Annotated in this window: 15 protein-coding genes; 8 read left to right on the top strand and 7 right to left on the bottom strand. The window is 62.7% G+C overall.

From position 1 onward, the window contains the following. A partial coding sequence (locus CR492_RS08025; RefSeq protein WP_210200244.1) for a G8 domain-containing protein occupies positions 1-1,861 on the bottom strand: 1,861 nt, incomplete at its 3' end. Between the two features lie 274 nt (positions 1,862-2,135). On the opposite strand from CR492_RS08025, the gene CR492_RS08020 reads away from it, so the two are divergent. The 3 genes from CR492_RS08020 to CR492_RS08010 all read left to right on the top strand — a co-directional run bounded on the left by CR492_RS08020 (position 2,136) and on the right by CR492_RS08010 (position 4,955). Further along, entirely contained in the window at positions 2,136-3,080 is a 945-nt protein-coding gene (locus CR492_RS08020; protein WP_245412007.1) for a general secretion pathway protein GspK, read from the top strand. A gap of 97 nt (positions 3,081-3,177) precedes the next feature. Beyond that, on the top strand, positions 3,178-4,113 hold the full coding sequence (serB, locus tag CR492_RS08015) for a phosphoserine phosphatase SerB (protein ID WP_102843215.1): 936 nt from the start codon (positions 3,178-3,180) through the stop codon (positions 4,111-4,113). A gap of 146 nt (positions 4,114-4,259) precedes the next feature. Continuing rightward, complete coding sequence (locus CR492_RS08010) at positions 4,260-4,955, top strand: hypothetical protein (RefSeq protein ID WP_102843214.1); 696 nt, start codon at positions 4,260-4,262, stop codon at positions 4,953-4,955. A gap of 91 nt (positions 4,956-5,046) precedes the next feature. Here CR492_RS08010 and CR492_RS08005 read toward each other — a convergent pair whose 3' ends face one another. Beyond that, positions 5,047-5,865, bottom strand: a complete 819-nt coding sequence (locus CR492_RS08005) for a helix-turn-helix domain-containing protein (protein WP_180982471.1) — start codon at positions 5,863-5,865, stop codon at positions 5,047-5,049. Between the two features lie 407 nt (positions 5,866-6,272). Beyond that, positions 6,273-6,557, bottom strand: a complete 285-nt coding sequence (locus CR492_RS08000) for a hypothetical protein (protein ID WP_348626708.1) — start codon at positions 6,555-6,557, stop codon at positions 6,273-6,275. A 129-nt stretch (positions 6,558-6,686) separates the two neighbouring features. Here CR492_RS08000 and CR492_RS07995 point away from each other — a divergent pair, with 129 nt between their 5' ends. Both CR492_RS07995 and CR492_RS20750 read left to right on the top strand, forming a co-directional pair. Continuing rightward, positions 6,687-7,145, top strand: coding sequence for a hypothetical protein (locus CR492_RS07995; protein ID WP_146030206.1), 459 nt, complete (start codon positions 6,687-6,689; stop codon positions 7,143-7,145). Positions 7,146-7,163: 18 nt separating this feature from the next. Beyond that, positions 7,164-7,340: a hypothetical protein gene (locus tag CR492_RS20750; RefSeq protein WP_180982470.1), complete on the top strand. Its 177-nt coding sequence runs from the start codon at positions 7,164-7,166 to the stop codon at positions 7,338-7,340. A 57-nt stretch (positions 7,341-7,397) separates the two neighbouring features. Here the strand turns inward: CR492_RS20750 and CR492_RS07990 are convergent, their stop codons facing one another. Further along, complete coding sequence (locus CR492_RS07990) at positions 7,398-7,634, bottom strand: hypothetical protein (RefSeq protein WP_102843211.1); 237 nt, start codon at positions 7,632-7,634, stop codon at positions 7,398-7,400. Between the two features lie 497 nt (positions 7,635-8,131). On the opposite strand from CR492_RS07990, the gene CR492_RS07985 reads away from it, so the two are divergent. Next, positions 8,132-8,986: a DUF4436 family protein gene (locus CR492_RS07985; RefSeq protein WP_180982469.1), complete on the top strand. Its 855-nt coding sequence runs from the start codon at positions 8,132-8,134 to the stop codon at positions 8,984-8,986. Positions 8,987-9,023: 37 nt separating this feature from the next. On the opposite strand, the gene CR492_RS07980 is transcribed toward CR492_RS07985, so the two are convergent. The 3 genes from CR492_RS07980 to CR492_RS07970 form a co-directional block, all read right to left on the bottom strand. Beyond that, entirely contained in the window at positions 9,024-9,473 is a 450-nt protein-coding gene (locus CR492_RS07980; protein ID WP_180982468.1) for a VOC family protein, read from the bottom strand. 124 nt (positions 9,474-9,597) lie between these two features. Further along, positions 9,598-10,848 carry an RNA polymerase sigma factor gene (locus CR492_RS07975; RefSeq protein WP_102843209.1) on the bottom strand — a complete coding sequence of 417 codons (1,251 nt, stop codon included), beginning with the start codon at positions 10,846-10,848 and terminating at the stop codon, positions 9,598-9,600. A gap of 36 nt (positions 10,849-10,884) precedes the next feature. Beyond that, a complete protein-coding gene (locus CR492_RS07970) occupies positions 10,885-11,262 on the bottom strand; it encodes a YciI family protein (RefSeq protein ID WP_102843208.1) in 378 nt (125 codons plus the stop codon). A 592-nt stretch (positions 11,263-11,854) separates the two neighbouring features. Between CR492_RS07970 and CR492_RS07965 the strand changes: the two genes are divergently transcribed. After that, complete coding sequence (locus CR492_RS07965; protein WP_180982467.1) at positions 11,855-14,020, top strand: DUF2235 domain-containing protein; 2,166 nt, start codon at positions 11,855-11,857, stop codon at positions 14,018-14,020. Positions 14,021-14,330: 310 nt separating this feature from the next. Beyond that, a complete protein-coding gene (locus CR492_RS20745) occupies positions 14,331-14,798 on the top strand; it encodes a hypothetical protein (RefSeq protein WP_180982466.1) in 468 nt (155 codons plus the stop codon). Positions 14,799-15,134: the final 336 nt, after the last annotated feature.

The raw sequence follows: 15,134 nt of genomic DNA, 5'->3' as shown, positions 1-15,134 counted from the left end.
GAGCGAGGGGGTTGGGGATCGGAACCGCGGGGGTACTGGGCGTTTCAGTCGGTCCGACGCCTACGCAAGCCTCAGTATAGCCGACTGTCTGGAAAGACGTCATCGCCGACGTACAGAAATTGCCGTCGAAATTCATCAGGGGGCTCGTGCCGATGCGCGTCGCGGACTGCGTTCCGGCATAGGAATCCCAGGTCTGTGTCAGGGAGCCGCCGCAGATCTGAGCGGGCGCCTGCCAGTAGCAGACGCCGCAGAGCGCCGCCCCGGCGGCCATATTGCCCTGAAAGTCGTTCCAGCCGTTGGTAATCCAGAAAACGGATGGCGTGGTCACGTCGCCCATGTATTTGGGGATAGGAACAAAATCCGGGGACGAAAGAATGCCCGGAATATTGCGCGGATTTTGGGCATTTTTTATGCCCGCGCGGGCGAAAATGCCGATGTTCGAGTATAATTTATTATCGGTTTCGACGGCGTCCTCGAGATAGAATCCGTGTCCGATCGAGAGATAGCCGACGTTGCGCGCGAGCAGCACGTTTTGCGTGCCGTGCACGGTGACCCAGCGGGTCATGGATTCATTGATGGAGGAATCCTTCAGGAAGGTGCCGACCGGCGTTTTCCGCGCCATATGGAAATGAACGGGATAGTGGCCAATCCGCCCTCCCTGCCCGAGTTGGCGAAACTCGACGCCCTGAACGTTGAACGCCTCAAATCCCGCCCGCGCAATGACTTGGCCGCCGAAGGAATTATAGATATCGGCCGGATCGGTGTCGCAGGGCGCAAAGCATTTGCCGAAGGCCGCGCCTGCCGAGACGATTTGGATGCTGCGCGTCAGCAAAGCGACCGCGGCCCTGGTTTCCGCAGCCTTCTTGGTGAACATCAGGCGGGCGGGAATACTCGCGAGCGAATATTGCTCTCCGTTGTGCGTCCATTTCGCACCGGTATCGTTGCATTTTTGCCCGGCGGGGCAGAGCGCGTCAAATTTTATTTTTTCGCCGCGCTCGATCTTTTCAATGACCATTTCCTCGGAGTGATCGGCCAGATAGTCGGTGGTCGTGACGACAAAATGGTCGCCATCTTCCCAATCGACCGGGGGCTCGACGGTGATCGTGTGGTCGTTCTTTCCTCCCTTAATGGTTCCCTTCAGCCTGACCCAGCTTGTGCCGGAGTTTTTCGGGCCGGGCTCGGCGCCGTAAGTAGCCCCCTTCTTGCCGTAGAGCTGCAGCGTACCGCCATAGGAAACCGCCAGCACTTTGGCGCCGAAATAGCCGACATCGTTGTTCGCGTCCGTTCCGTCGTCAAACGGAAGCGGGGTATATTGATAGAAGCGGTCCTCGACGCCGCCAGGCAAGACTTTCTCGGTCCCCCCTTTACTGGCCCATATGGTTGGGTCGATGCCGCAAGGGGCGCCATTGTCGGCTTTGGGCGATTTGCATGTGATCCCTTTGCCGTGCAAATCCGCAGGAATGGCGCCGTAGAGATGGATGGTGAGGCGGCCGCCGCGCGTTCCAAAAGGATCGGAGACGCTTCCGGCGATCAGTTTGCCCCCGTTTTCAATCAGGATCGAACTCGCCCAAAAATCAATTGCGATCTTGAGAGTATTTGCGCCTTCATCGAAAATCAGGCTTCCGCCGTTGATGATGTTGATCTGATTATAATTATAGGTCCCGCTTCCCGCGTGACACTCGTGGCTGATGATGATGCTCTCGCCAGTGCCGAGAGGAAGCGCTTTGCCCGGACATTCGGGGGATTGCGCGCGCGCCGGCCCCGCGGCGACAAACGCGCCGATCAGCAATGACGCAATCGCCAGCGTTACGGAATTGATGAGGGGGCGGATATGACGCCGGACAGCCGCAAGCAAACGCATCATTTTGCCCCTCAGTATTTTCCTGATCAGGAACCGGATAATCCTGAAAACGTCAAGGCCCTGATAGGCTATGGCGAACAGCGCGCAACGGAATATTTGATCTGTTGCAACAGCGAAGCGAAGTCTTCCCCACGAGCGTGACATTGACATGTTGTTTGCCTTGGGAAACCATCCATGGAAAGTGGCCGAGGCTCGTTCCGCCGCGCTGACCAAGTAAATCGCCATTGAACCCGACACGCCGCGGCGCGAAAGCTTCCTGCCTGAAGAACTTGCTTTGACAACCAGTCGAGAAAGAGCCGCGATAAAAACGCCCCGCGCGGCGTTCGGCGATCGGCTGGCGCGCCCGCGGGCGAACAGGGCTGACGGCTTTATTGTCGTCGTGGCGCTCTGGATGATGGCGGCGCTGGCGGCTTTGGCCGGCCTGTACGCGGCCTTCGTCTCCAATACGGCGGCGTCCGCCCGTCTCTTCGATGACCGGCTGCAGGCCGAGGCGCTGATCTACGCAGGGCTCGAACTTGCCGCCCTGCGCGTCCTTGGCGGCAAAGATGACGACCGCCCCAGTTCCGGTGAAACCGCCTTCAGGCTCGGGCGGGCGACTGTCGTCGTCACATTTCGCTCGGAGGCGGCGCGCATTGATCTCAATGAGGCCCCGAAGCCCTTGCTGTCCGGCCTGTTCGTGGCGCTTGGCGCCAAACAGGACGACGCCGATTTCGCCGCCGACCGGATCATAGGCTGGCGCAAGGCGAACAGCGTTCCGGGCCGGAACGAGGAAGCCGATCGCTATCGCGACGCGGGGGTTCGCTATGCGCCGCGGCAGTCGCCGTTCCAGAATATCGCCGAACTGCGCTTCGTTCTCGGCCTGCCCGCCGACCTCGTCGAGCGCGCGCTTTCCTTTGTCACGATTTTCAACGGCCATGCGGAAATCGACGTCAATGAGGCCGCGCCTGAGGTCATCGCGTCGCTGCCGCATATCAGCCCGGACGTCGTCGCCGCCATTCTCCGCGCGCGGGATCCGCAAAATCCATCGGCGGTCGTCAATCTGCTCGGCGCGGCGCGCTCCGGGATCTCGGTCGGCGGCCGCCGGCCGATCCGCGCCGCCGTTGCGGTCCGTCTCGATAGCGGCCGGAAGGTCAGCGCTGACGTCGTCCTGCTCATTACGGATGGAGGAACGCCCTATCGCATTCTTGCCTGGCGCGATAATTTTGATGGTTTTCAATGAAACGGCGCGGCGCGGGGTACGCCATTTGCGTGCTTTATCCGGCGTCGGGCGCATGCGAAAGAGGAGCGCCGCCAACCTCCCCGCCGGGCTCTGATCCATGATGCATGTCGCGACGCTTGTCTGCGATCCCAGAACGCCAATCCTGACCGACGAATTGGTGCGACTGGCGCGGGCCGCCGCGCCGCGCCCGCGGGAAACGCGCTGGCTTGATCCGGGCGTCGCTGTCGACATTGGCTTTGCGGCTGACGCTTCCGCCGATCTGAAGCTGGTGGAACAGGCGATGCGCCGCGCTCTGAACAGCGCCCCGATCGACGTGATTGTCCAGCCGACGCAAGGCCGGCGCAAAAAGCTTCTGACCGCCGACATGGATTCCACCATGATCGGCCAGGAATGCATCGACGAACTGGCCGCCGAAATCGGCAAGAGGGACCGTGTCGCCGCGATCACCGAGCGCGCCATGCGCGGCGAAATCGCCTTCGAGGCGGCGTTGCGCGAGCGGGTGGCGCTGCTGAAGGGGCTCCATCGCGACGCTATCGATCGCGTGATCGAGACGCGCATCACGCTGACGCCGGGCGCACGCACGCTGATCGGCGCCATGCGCCGCCATGGCGCGCATACGGCCCTGGTTTCCGGCGGATTCACCGCCTTTACCGGCGCGATCGCCGAGGCGATCGGATTTGAGGCGCATTTCGCCAACAGGCTGGAGATCGACGCTGGCGATCGCTTTACAGGCCGCGTGGTCGAGCCGATTTTCGGCGCCGACGCGAAGCTTGCGACGCTGCGGAGCCTTCGCGCCGCCTACGGGCTCGAGGCCAGCGAAACCATCGCGGTCGGCGATGGCGCGAACGACCTTCCAATGCTGCGCGAGGCAGGTCTTGGCGTCGCCTTTCATGGCAAGCCCCTCGTCGCCGCGGCGGCGGATATTCGCATTGACCATGCCGATCTGACCGCGTTGCTGTACGCGCAGGGCTTCTCGCGTGAGGAATTTGCCGGTGACGGCGGCAGGGCCGCTGCAGGCTCCGTTAAATCATAGCAGCTGGCCCCGGGGCCGTGCGACGCCCGGTATGGATTTTTCGCTGGAATCGCAGGGACGCTTCTGGAATGATCCATCGCTGGCGAAGCGGCTTGCCTCAGCGCCGGCCGGATAATCAGGGTCGATCAAAAAGAAAAGTACCGGACGTGCCAGCATTTCGATTTCATGCCTTTTTCGCGCATCGCAACGGAGCCGCGCGGCAGGTCTTTCGGAACGGCGTTTTCGCGCTGCTGACGCTCTGCCTTGGCGGCTTCGCCGGAGCGGCGCCGTCCGCCGCGATGAGCTTTCGATCGGTCGGTCATCCGGCCGTATCCTGTCGGGGCGCTTGCGGCCCGATCATCGCCGCCGAAGGCCGGATTACGGACGAGTCGCCTGCGGAATTTCTGGCTTTCCTGCGAGGCGCCTATGGCTCCGCCCATGGCGGCTCGCCGCGTCCAATCGTTCTGCTCAATTCGCAAGGGGGTAAAATCGTCGCGGGCATGGAGCTTGGCAAAGCGTTTCGCAGGTTCGGCGTGACCGCCATCGTCGCCTCGGCGGGCGAGGGCGATGCGACCCATGCCCCCGGCGTCTGCTTGTCTGCTTGCGTCTATGCGCTGATGGGGGCGGCGACGCGGATTGTCGCGCCGTCCAGCTCCATCGGCGTCCATCGCATGTTCGCCTATGAGGGCGGCGCGCGCCATTTCGCGACCGGGGAGATGACGGCGGCGCTGCGCCGTTACAGCCGGGCGATGGGCGTCAGCGCAGACGTTATCGCCGCGGCGGAACAGGTCGGTCCCGATTCGATGCGCATTTTGACGCCTGCCGAACTCGCGCGCTGGGGTCTTGCCTCCGCCGGATCGTGAGTCCCGAGATCACGATGATTTTGGTTCGGTGCATGCCGCGCCGCTTCGAGCGCAAGCCTCGAGGCCGCGGCGCGCTTGGCGTCCGCCGCTCTCAAACGTCGCCCGGGTCCGGTCGCCCCAGGCTGCGCGAGGAGCCGCCGCTCTGGGCTTGTAACTCGTCATTGCGGTACCGCGCCGGGGTCATTCCCACCATTCGGCGAAAATATTCATTGAGATGACTCTGGCTGCTGAAGCCCACCGTCAGGGCGATTTCAATCAGTGAGGATCCGGGCTTGGCGAGCAGTTTTTTCGCCTGCTCCACGCGTCGCTCGATCTGATATTGATGCGGCGGCCGGCCTGTGGCCTCCTTGAAGGCGCCGCAAAAATAACGCGGCGTGAGATCGACCAGAGCCGACAACTCCGAGAGCGTAACATTTCGGTGGAGATTGGCTTCGATATACGCGGTCACCAGTCGCAGCTTGGCGTCGCAAAGCGAGCGTGTCGGTTCGGGCGCCAGATCACCGTCGCCGAGAAAATAGGCGAGCTGCGCGAGGAAGACAGTCGCAGCGCTTTCAAAGAACATCGGCCCCCGGGGAAAGCCATTTTGACATTCTTTTCGGAGTTCCGAGGCGATCATCCAGCACATCCGATCCTTCGTCCAGGATCGGTCGAAGACAGCCGCTTTTTCCACCAGGGATCTTATGCGGCGGTCCGAATTGACGAAATCCGCTCCCAGAAACAGCCACAAGCCTTCGCCCTTGCCGCGGCAACGCACCGCAATCTCGCAGCCCGGAGGCGCGATGAACATGTCGCGCGAGTCCATAGCTGACGCGTAGGTTTTCGCCATGCTCTGTTTGCCATCGAGACTCCAGTGCACCTCGCTGCCGGCGTCCTGAAAGCAAATCCCAATTGCGACATCGTCGCGCTTCATATTGCGCTCGCACCGGACGTCCGCGTCCTGAGTTCGCCTGAAAACAGAACCTGCTCCCCATGAGAGTTGAGATTCCTGAAAGGACGTCCGAAGGACCTCTTTCCCGTCTACAGCCCTCGCCAAAGATGCGCCCACCCTGTCCTCCCCCATTTTTCATATTTGCGGGGACGATAGGCGAATGAATTAATTTATCAATCATGCGCTGCACAATAAAGAGAGACGAATATGATGATAGGCTGCAACATAGCATTTTGCGAAAGTAGCTTATCAATAGTATAAATTTATATAGAACAATATTGATCTGTAAATCTGACTCGCCGCAGGCACGGTGCTCTTTAAATTTCAGACGGATAGGCATGCGGCACCGTGCTCCATTGAGAAGCACGCGCCGCCCGCCCCGTAGCGGCTCAGATTTGCTTCAGCTGGTCCAGTCGCACCGGTCCGTTCTGGCTGGTGAAGCTTGGCGGCTGCGAGCCGCCGCTTTGCTGGACGCCCGAGATCTGGTGGTCGCCGCTATCGTAGGTCGTCAACTTGCCGTCCTGTTCGATCAGGAGCCGATGCTTTTGCGGAAAGAAGGCGTAGCGCATGTTGTTCTGTGCGCCGCTCGATGACGGCTGACCGAGTTCGTCGGGCCACCATTTCTCGCCCCACGACATGGGCTTCATGGGCTCCATCGGTTTCATTGGCTGCATTGGCTCCATCGTTTTCACCCTCGAGGTTTCTATTTCGCGCGCCGGCAACGTATAAGTCCGCGCAAGGTTGCGCGCCGGCGCCCGAATTGGAACGGGGACGGCAGAGTGAGAGCGAAGAGGGAGATAAAAATGAGGCGGTCTCAACGGTCCAGGTCAAGCCTTGCGCTGAGGGTGGCGCTGGCGGCGGCCGTGGCGGCGGTTAGCCTCGCAATGACCACGGCAAATGCGTCCGAGACGAACGCGCGGAAGCGCGCGGCCCACAAAAACCGCTCTGGCGTCTCCTATGCGGGGCAGGGCGGGTCGACGGGCTATGTGGACCTTTCCGAGGATGGCGCGAGCGGCGCGGGATTCTATCCCCTGCCGAAGCAATATCGGACCGGGGCGGTACACGAGCGGCAAAACCGTCCGGTTGAATATGCTGGCGAGAGGAACCCGATTGGCTACGCGATCCAGAGCGAGGCGATCGGCTATGATTACGATTCGGGCGTCCCGTTCGGCGGCGGCTATGCTTTCAGCAATTCCCACAGCGTGCTCGATCCGATCGACGGCGCAGGGACGCCGTTCTTTGGCGGCTATTATCCCAATTAGTGACTGGGAACCCTGCAGTTGGCCTATGCGATCCGGCGCCGGACCGTCGCCGGCTTGCCAGCGCATGAGCTCAAAATCGGGCTCCGGCTCTTTATTCTCGAGCGGCTGCGCGAAACACCTGGCCTGACCGGCACAAAACGGCTGCGATCACGGCCGATGCTGCGCATACGCCTGCGTAAACGGATCTCGAATTAAGGCAAGCGCATCCAAATTGTTTTCATTTTGCCGCCTGCTGTTGCGGGCGTGTCACAGTTAAAAAGCAAAGTTAAATTCGCGGGCCGCGATGAAGCGATCGATCTGGATCGGGCGCAGGGTCTTGGAAAGCTCGTTTGCCAGCCTGTGTCCGTGCGCCTGGCGCGCGTCGAGCCAACCTTCCGTCCAGCCTTCGCAAGCCTCTGCCTGGTCCCTGGGGTTGTGCGGATTCATGCTGAGCGCGCGGCCCTCGACGTAAGCTTTCACTCCGTGCTGATAGAAGCGAGCGTATGACATGGCCTACCTCCCAAACCAATTTTCCGCCTTGTTTATTAAGACAAAGTATAGATCAGCTGTTTCGCGCCGATATGTGATGGCGCACCCACTATAATCTCGAAGAAGACTTAAGCGAGACCGCAAAACGATACGGCCTTTAGCGCAGCAACAATTAGAGGCGGAAAAATGACGGCGCTGTGGCCGGAGCGGCGCGCGAATCCGCCGCCGTCGCGAAGGCTGCGGATCTTTCACGACAGTTGGGCGGGAGCGAACGGCTTTAGGATGAGGGGACACCGCGCCTTCGGCCACGTCCTTGTGAGCGAGGAATAGCGAGCGCGGCCTCGCTGTCGGCAGTCGCGCAATCCGGTCAAGCTCAAGCGAATCATCTTGTCGTCTGCTGTCGAACCTGCGAGAAAGGTCGGCCTCGATTCCAGCCAGGCGCCGGTGACCCGGCCTATTTCGTCTATTGGTGCCGCCGCGCGATGATCGATCTGGCGCCTGCAAAACCATCGGCGACGATGCGTCGCGTTGTTGCGCTCTCGCTCGCGCTGGTTGCGATTTTCGCCGCTTACATGGCGTTTTTCGCCGGTCTTGGTCTTGCGCCGGAAACAAGCGAAACGACTGTCGCTGAAACCGACGCGTCAAAGAGCGCGCCCCTAAACATCTACCTCGAAGCGACGCAGGTCGATCCGGTGAGGCAGGTGATTTCGGTCAGCCTCGATTTTGCGACCGACGTAGGCCCCCAGGGCGCCCATTATCCCGCTCTGCCCCAGCGCGACATCAGCGTGCATGCCAGCGACGGCGCCTATGTGCTCGACATTGCGCTTGAGACCGGCAAGCCCGCGCCGACAAAAATCGCGCAGATCGGCGTCAAAGGCTCGATCAGCGCCTATCCCTTCGATCAATATGCCGGCGCCGTGACGATTGCGGCGTGGGAAGGCAACAAGCGAGATGGCGAAAAAATTCCCCTTCGCATCACCCTGTCGGAGCGTCTCGCCGCCTGGGAGGTCGACATTTCGGCGCGCCCACTCGCGCCCGGCGAAACGGGCCTCGGGTTCGACATCAGGGCGAAACGTCCTCTTGCCCTGATTTACTTTGCTGTGCTGGTCTATTCGGTGATGGCGGTGATCGCGCTCTGCGGCCTGACGATCGGCGTGCTCGCCATTACCGGTCTGAGGCGGCTCGAGGCGGCGCTGACCGGCGCTCTCGCCGCCATGCTGTTCGCCGTCCCGGCTCTGCGCAACGTGATGCCTAGCGCGCCGCCGCTGGGGGTCAGGGCCGACGCTTTCGTGTTCCTTTCGGCGCAGATGGCGCTGATGATCGGGCTGGCGCTTTTTATCACCGCCTGGGCCCGGCGCGGGCCGGCGCCTTGATCGTGCGGGGATCGCGCCGGCCGCGCGATATGCGATTTCAGCCAAGCGGCTCGTTCAGCGCCCAGACAATGCCGAAGGGGTCGCGCAACTGGCCGTAGCGCGCTCCCCAGAACATCTCCGTCACAGGCATGACGGATTCAGCGCCAGCGTCGATCGCGCGTTTCCACCAGGCGTCGATATCGGCGACCTGCACCATGAGATTGAACCCCTGCGCGCTGGCTTGAGGGCATCCGTGCTCGGGGAAGAAATCGCTCAGCATGATCGAGCCGCCGTTGATATAAAGATGCGCGTGCATGGTGCGGCCCTGCGCGTCGGGGGGGACCATTGCGGCGGTTTCGGCGCCGAAGGCGCGCGCATAGAACTCAACCGCCTTGAGCGCCCCTTCGACCATAAGATAGGGCACGACGCCGCTCTTGACCTCGGCGGCGGGACATGTCTGCGCCTCGGCGCCTTCGGGTCCGGTTTGAACGTCCGTGCTAGCGGTCATGATCTGTTTCCTTTCGTCTGTTGGGCGCATGCGCGAAGCGGAAAGCGGGAAGAAGGGGTGATCTGGCTCCCGTTCAAGGACGGCGCGGCGAGCGGGCGTCCGACAGGTCGCCCGGATAATTTTGCTATGGCAAAGGCGGGGTCTCCCGCGTCAGGCGATCGAGATGCATGCGGATGTGCGCCGCCTCCGCAGGCGAACCGGCGAGCGCGATCGCCTGGGTAAAGGCCGCGTGCGCCTCCTCCCTGCGGCCGAGCTGGGAGAGAAACGCGCCCTTGGCTCCGAAAAAGTAGAAATATCCGGAAAGCTGCGCCGCCAGCGGCGCGATCATCTCCAGCGCCGCGGCCGGTCCGCGCGTCTTGCTTATCGCGACGGCGCGATTGAGCGTGACGACCGGAGAGGGCTGCAGCCGTTCAAGCGCCGCATAGAGCGCGTCGATCTGCCTCCAATCGGTCTCTTCCGGCCGGTTGGCGCGGGAGTGCGTCGCGGCGATCGCGGCCTGGATCTGGTAGACGCCCGGCTGGCGATGACGCAGCGCCTTGTCGATCAGCGCCAGCCCTTCGGCGATCAGCTTGCCGTCCCAGAGGTTTCGATCCTGATCGTCGAGAAGGATGATCTCGCCGGCCTTGTCGAAGCGGGCTGGGGCGCGGGCGTGCTGGAGCAGCATCAGGGCCGTCAGACCCATGATCTCGGGCTCGGTCTGAAACAGACGCAACAGCAGCCGCGCCAGCCGGATCGCCTCCTCGCAGAGGCAGGCGCGAACGGTGGACACGCCGGAAGAATAGCCTTCGTTGAACACGAGGTAGATCATCGCGGCGACGGCGCCGAGCCGTTCGGCCCGCTCGACCGGGCCGGGGACTTCGAAGCGAACTTCGGAGCGCGCGATCTTCGCCTTGGCGCGCGTGATGCGCTGCTCCATCGCGGCTTCGCTGGTCAGAAAGGCGCGCGCGATCTGGCGCACGGTGAGGCCCGAGACGATCCGCAGCGCCAGAGCGATCTGCTGCCCGGGCGGCAGGCTCTCCGCGCAGCAGATGAATAGAAGACGCAGCACGTCGTCACGATAATGGGCGCCGTCGAGCCGCTCGGCGAGTTCGGCTTCGGCGTCGCCGAGATCCGAGATTGCCTCGTCTGGCGGCAGCGGGGCGAGTTTTGCCCGCTTGCGTACGCCGTCGAGCGCGGCGTTGCGGCCGACGAGGATCAGCCACGCCGCGGGGTCGCGCGGCGGCCCGTTCTGCGGCCAGTTGCGGAGCGCGCGCAGGCAGGCGTCCTGAAAGGCTTCCTCCGCCGTGTCGAGATCGCGGAAATAGCGCATGAGGGCGGCGATCGCCTGTGGCCGGGCGGCGGTGAGCGCGGCGTTGATCCAGGTGAGTTCGCTCATGTGAGTTCGCTCATGCGAGTTCTCATGGCCGGCCGTTCACGCCTTCGCCCCCCGCTGGTCAGGAATGAAAAGGGCGACTGGACGAATCTCGTAAGACCCGCCGGGGTTGGCCGCGGCGAGTTCCCGTGCGACCTCGAGCGCTTCGTCGAGGCCGGCGACGTCGATCACGTAAAAACCGAGGAGTTGCTCCTTGGTTTCCGCGAAAGGGCCGTCGATCACGAGCGGCGGCTCCTGCGTCTTGCGCAAGGTCGTCGCGGCCGTGGTCGGCAGGAGGCGCAGGGACGGCCCGAGCTTGCCGGATTTTGTCAGCCGCTCCTGAACGACCCCGATGCGGGCCATGACGGCGTCATCCTCGTCCTTGCTCCAGGAGCAGACGACGTCTTCTTCATTGTAGCAAAGAATGGCGTAGAGCATGGCCGTTCCGCTCCTTATGCGCCGGACTGCGCCGCCGCGAGCAACCGATCGAGACGATCATAGCTTTGCGCGATCCCCCGCGTCATGCCAGAATTGAGAGCGCCGTCGCGCGACAGGGGCCTCTATATAGACGAGCCTCTGTTCCAGAGTGGTCCGGCCATTCTGTTCGTCGAGCGCCAGCGAGCATGTGGTTTCCCCGCCGGTCCAAGAAGCTTTCGCGGGGCGGCGGACAGGCGAACCATCAAGATGTCGCACTCGCCTGGCGTCTTGATCCTGAGATCAGTTGAAGCGGTCATCGGCGCTTTCCATCGTGCAACCCAAGGAAACGCGGCCGCTTGGGCCGCCAAAGCGGTCGACTGCGGCGTCTACTGTGGTGCGAGCGGTCATCCTGATCTCCGTTGACAGGCCTGCCCCAAGGACGGCCGGGCGCCGTCCGCGCCGACAGCGCGGGTGATGATTTTATACCGTGAAACGGCGGCTGGCTGGCCGCCCGCAATCTGGGGCGCGATCGTCCCGCCCGCGCAAGCCTATGTTTCGATTGTCAATCGATCCCGGCGGAGCCAAACTCGCAATCCCTCACGGGAGCATTCGCATGGGCCGGCTCGTCTCGTTCTTGCTTTCGTTCTTCGGCGTCTTCGCCGGCTTTATCGCCTTTGCCTGGTGGTTCAACACATTGCTTATCGGGTTGGCGCTACGCTGGGCCGAATGGCATCCGCCCTTGCGAAAAGGTCCGCTTTGGGCCTCGGGGCTGTTGCTTGCGACAATCTGGCTCCTCTTCACCGCCATTTCAGCTGGCGCCGCCTTCGTCCTGTTTCAGGCATTGAGCGGCGATATCAGACTCTGGCTGGCGCAATCGACGTCCGAATCCTATGTCTCCCTTGCCTATGTGATCGTCGCATGGGCGTTCGGCCTGATGTTAGTGGTCGGCGCCGCGGCCGGCCTCAGCAAGTCCCTCGGCGCCTGGGGCGCGGCAAAGCGGCGCCAACACCTCTTCAACCGCAATGAGCCGGAGCTGCAGGATGTTTCCCTCCCCGCCGCGCCGGGCCGCGGCCGGCGCATTGTCATCCTCTGCGACGGCACGTCCAACCGGCCGGACGACAAGGAAGAAGGCGAAAGCGCCGCGACCAACGTCTGGAAGTTGAGCGAGGCGCTGAAAAGCGACGACACCCAGACCGTATGGTATCAGCCAGGTGTCGGGACAGACACATCCTCGACCGCCAAGGCGGCCCGCCGCACGCAAAATATGCTGTCGATCACCGGCGCCGCGGCCGTGACCAAAATCTCCGCGATGGGCGGCGCTGTGATCAAGCTGGTCGAAAGCGCGGCCGGCGTCGGCATCAGCGAAGCTATCCTTAACGGCTATAGCGAAATCGTGCGTCAATACCAGCCCGGGGACCGCATCTATCTTATCGGCTTTTCGCGTGGCTCCTTCGCCGCCCGATGCATCGCCGGGGTGATCTCGCGGTGCGGGCTGTTGCGCGCTGATTATTTGTACTATGCGCCTGACGTCGTGCAGATCTATCGCAGCCGGGCGCATCCCCAGGACAAGATCTATTTGCGCGAGGATATGGCGTATCCCGCCGCGGAAAACGCCAAACCGGGCGAGACCGCGGGCGTTGTGAAAGTCGAATTCCTCGGCGTCTTCGACACCGTCGCCTCGCTCGGATTTCCGCTCTGGGGCTACTGGTTCCGCGTTCTTCCGATCTGGAACAATAGCAATTTCTCGGCCAGTCCGGCGAAGGCCTGCAAAGCGGTCTATCATGCCCTATCGATGGACGAACGGCGCTCGCAGTTCTTCCCGATGCTGTTTGAAGAGCCATCCGCGGCTTCCGGCGATGATCCTGTGCTCACGCAAATGTGGTTTCGTGGCGCGCATGGAGATATCGGCGGCGGTTACGGCCGTCATGAGGTTTCCGACGTCGCTCTCGAATGGATGATGGACGCCATGATTTGCCATGGCCTGTCTTTCCGCAAAGAGGCCGCGGCCGGCCTCAAGCCAGATCCGCTGGGGCGGCTGCATGACGAGCTCAAGCGTGAGCCGACATGGCGGATGTTTGGAACCTGGCCGCGGTGGCATCCTGTTACAGGCGGGACTGACGGCAAGCTTCACGCCAGCGTGCTGCATCGCGCCGAGACGCTGCGCAACGAGACCGGGCGCCCGGACCTGCTGCGACTCGGGATCGGCGAATCGATCGAATTCATCATCAACATGCAATCCGACTGGAACCGCACCGGCGTCGTAATCGAGCAGGGCGCCGCCTATCGCATCGACTATCTCGCCGGCTACTCCCGCGACGGCGCCTGTCCGCCGTGCGGTCCGGACGGCCAGAAGGCCGGATACTTCGATCGGCGCCGTTGGCTCGGTTGGGGACTGCGGGTAAAGAAGGCGCAATGGATGGCCCTTGGCGCCACAATCGCCCATCCGCGCGACTGGCCGCCGCGGGAGAGGCCTTTTCATGAGGCTCTGAAATTTCTGTTCTACAGCGCGCCAAAAGAGCTTCTCGACCAGATCGCCATGCTGGGCTGCGATCTCCACAGGCCGGGCGACGGGGTCTGCCTCGTCAACGAAGCGCCGGGCGGCCTATTGCATATGTTCGCAAACGACTGGTGGCAGACGTCCTCGAACAACAGCGGCGGCCCGCGGCTGCGGGTCACGCGGCTTGCTCATCCCGATGAGGGGGCGCCGATCTGGACATTGGAGGCGTCAGGCTCCGCATGGAGCCGCCGAACCGCCGGCGGAAACCGGCATGTCGCCTGATTCGGCAAACTGCGCCTCGCTCGCTCGGATGTTGCAGCTTGGGGTCGCTGCGGCAACCAGAAGTCGTTGCACCGGAGGCACAACAGCCGCTGCGTAGGTCAATTTTGACGGAGAATGCCAAAGAAATGCTATCTCTTTCACAAGGTGGATGGATTTTCGTTTGAACTTGTGACAGGAACTCTTGAGCATACTACCGAGTTTGCTTCGGCGGGGCCACATCGCTGATGTTTGACAGGTAGTTTGGGCAGGATCGATGGTTGGCGCTGTCTCCCGTTGGGGGCCGTTCAACCAAACAACTAACGAAGGCGTCATGGACACATCACTGGACCGCATACGTAGCAAAATCTCGGAACTCGAGCAAAAGATCGCCGACCTGCGTACCGCCGAGCGCGAACTGCACGCTCTCGAAGCCGCGCCTGCGAGGAAGGCTCGCGGCCGCGCCGCAGCCGCTCCGGCTGCCGCCGCCCCAGCCGCGCCGGCGCCCGTAGCCAAGGCCCCGGCCGCCAAAACAGCCGCTGCCAAAAAAGGCGCGGGAAAGCGGGGCCCGCGCAAGGCGTCCGCCGAGGGCGCGCCGCGTCAAACGATTGGAGCGGCGATTTCCGAAGTGCTCGACAAGCACGGCGCGCTTCCCGCCGCCGATATTTCGGAGCAGATCAAGGCGACCGGCCGCGATATCAACAATCGCATGGTGTCCTTCGCTCTGCAGGCGATGAAAAAGCGCGGTCTGGTCAAAAATTCGGACGGAAAGTGGTCTACGGCTAAGCCGCGATCCAAATAGTCTCGCGATCGCGCCATCGCGTAGCGCGACGACCCTTGCCCCGGTTGCGAGCACGGTGAGAGCAGGCAGCCGGAGGTTTCGCCGGCCGCCTGCATTATCCTCGATCGGGCAGGGCTCAGAGCGCTGCGCCGGCCGCCCGACGGCTCCGCCCCAAGGTCGCGAGGGCCGTCGTGACGCCGGCGCGGTTTCAACGCGGATCGGCTCTTCGTGCAGGCGTTGCTGAAGCGATCAGCCAATTTCCGACCCACGCGACCGCCAACAGAGACTGTCTTTACCGGGTCGGCCGCGGCGCGAAGCGAGGCGAATTAGGCGGCGTCGCCGGTTAAACCGGCTGTG

It is taken from the genome of Methylocella silvestris, from assembly GCF_002891535.1.
Lineage (GTDB): Bacteria > Pseudomonadota > Alphaproteobacteria > Rhizobiales > Beijerinckiaceae > Methylocapsa > Methylocapsa silvestris_A.
This window is presented reverse-complemented; position numbering and strand designations above follow the sequence as displayed.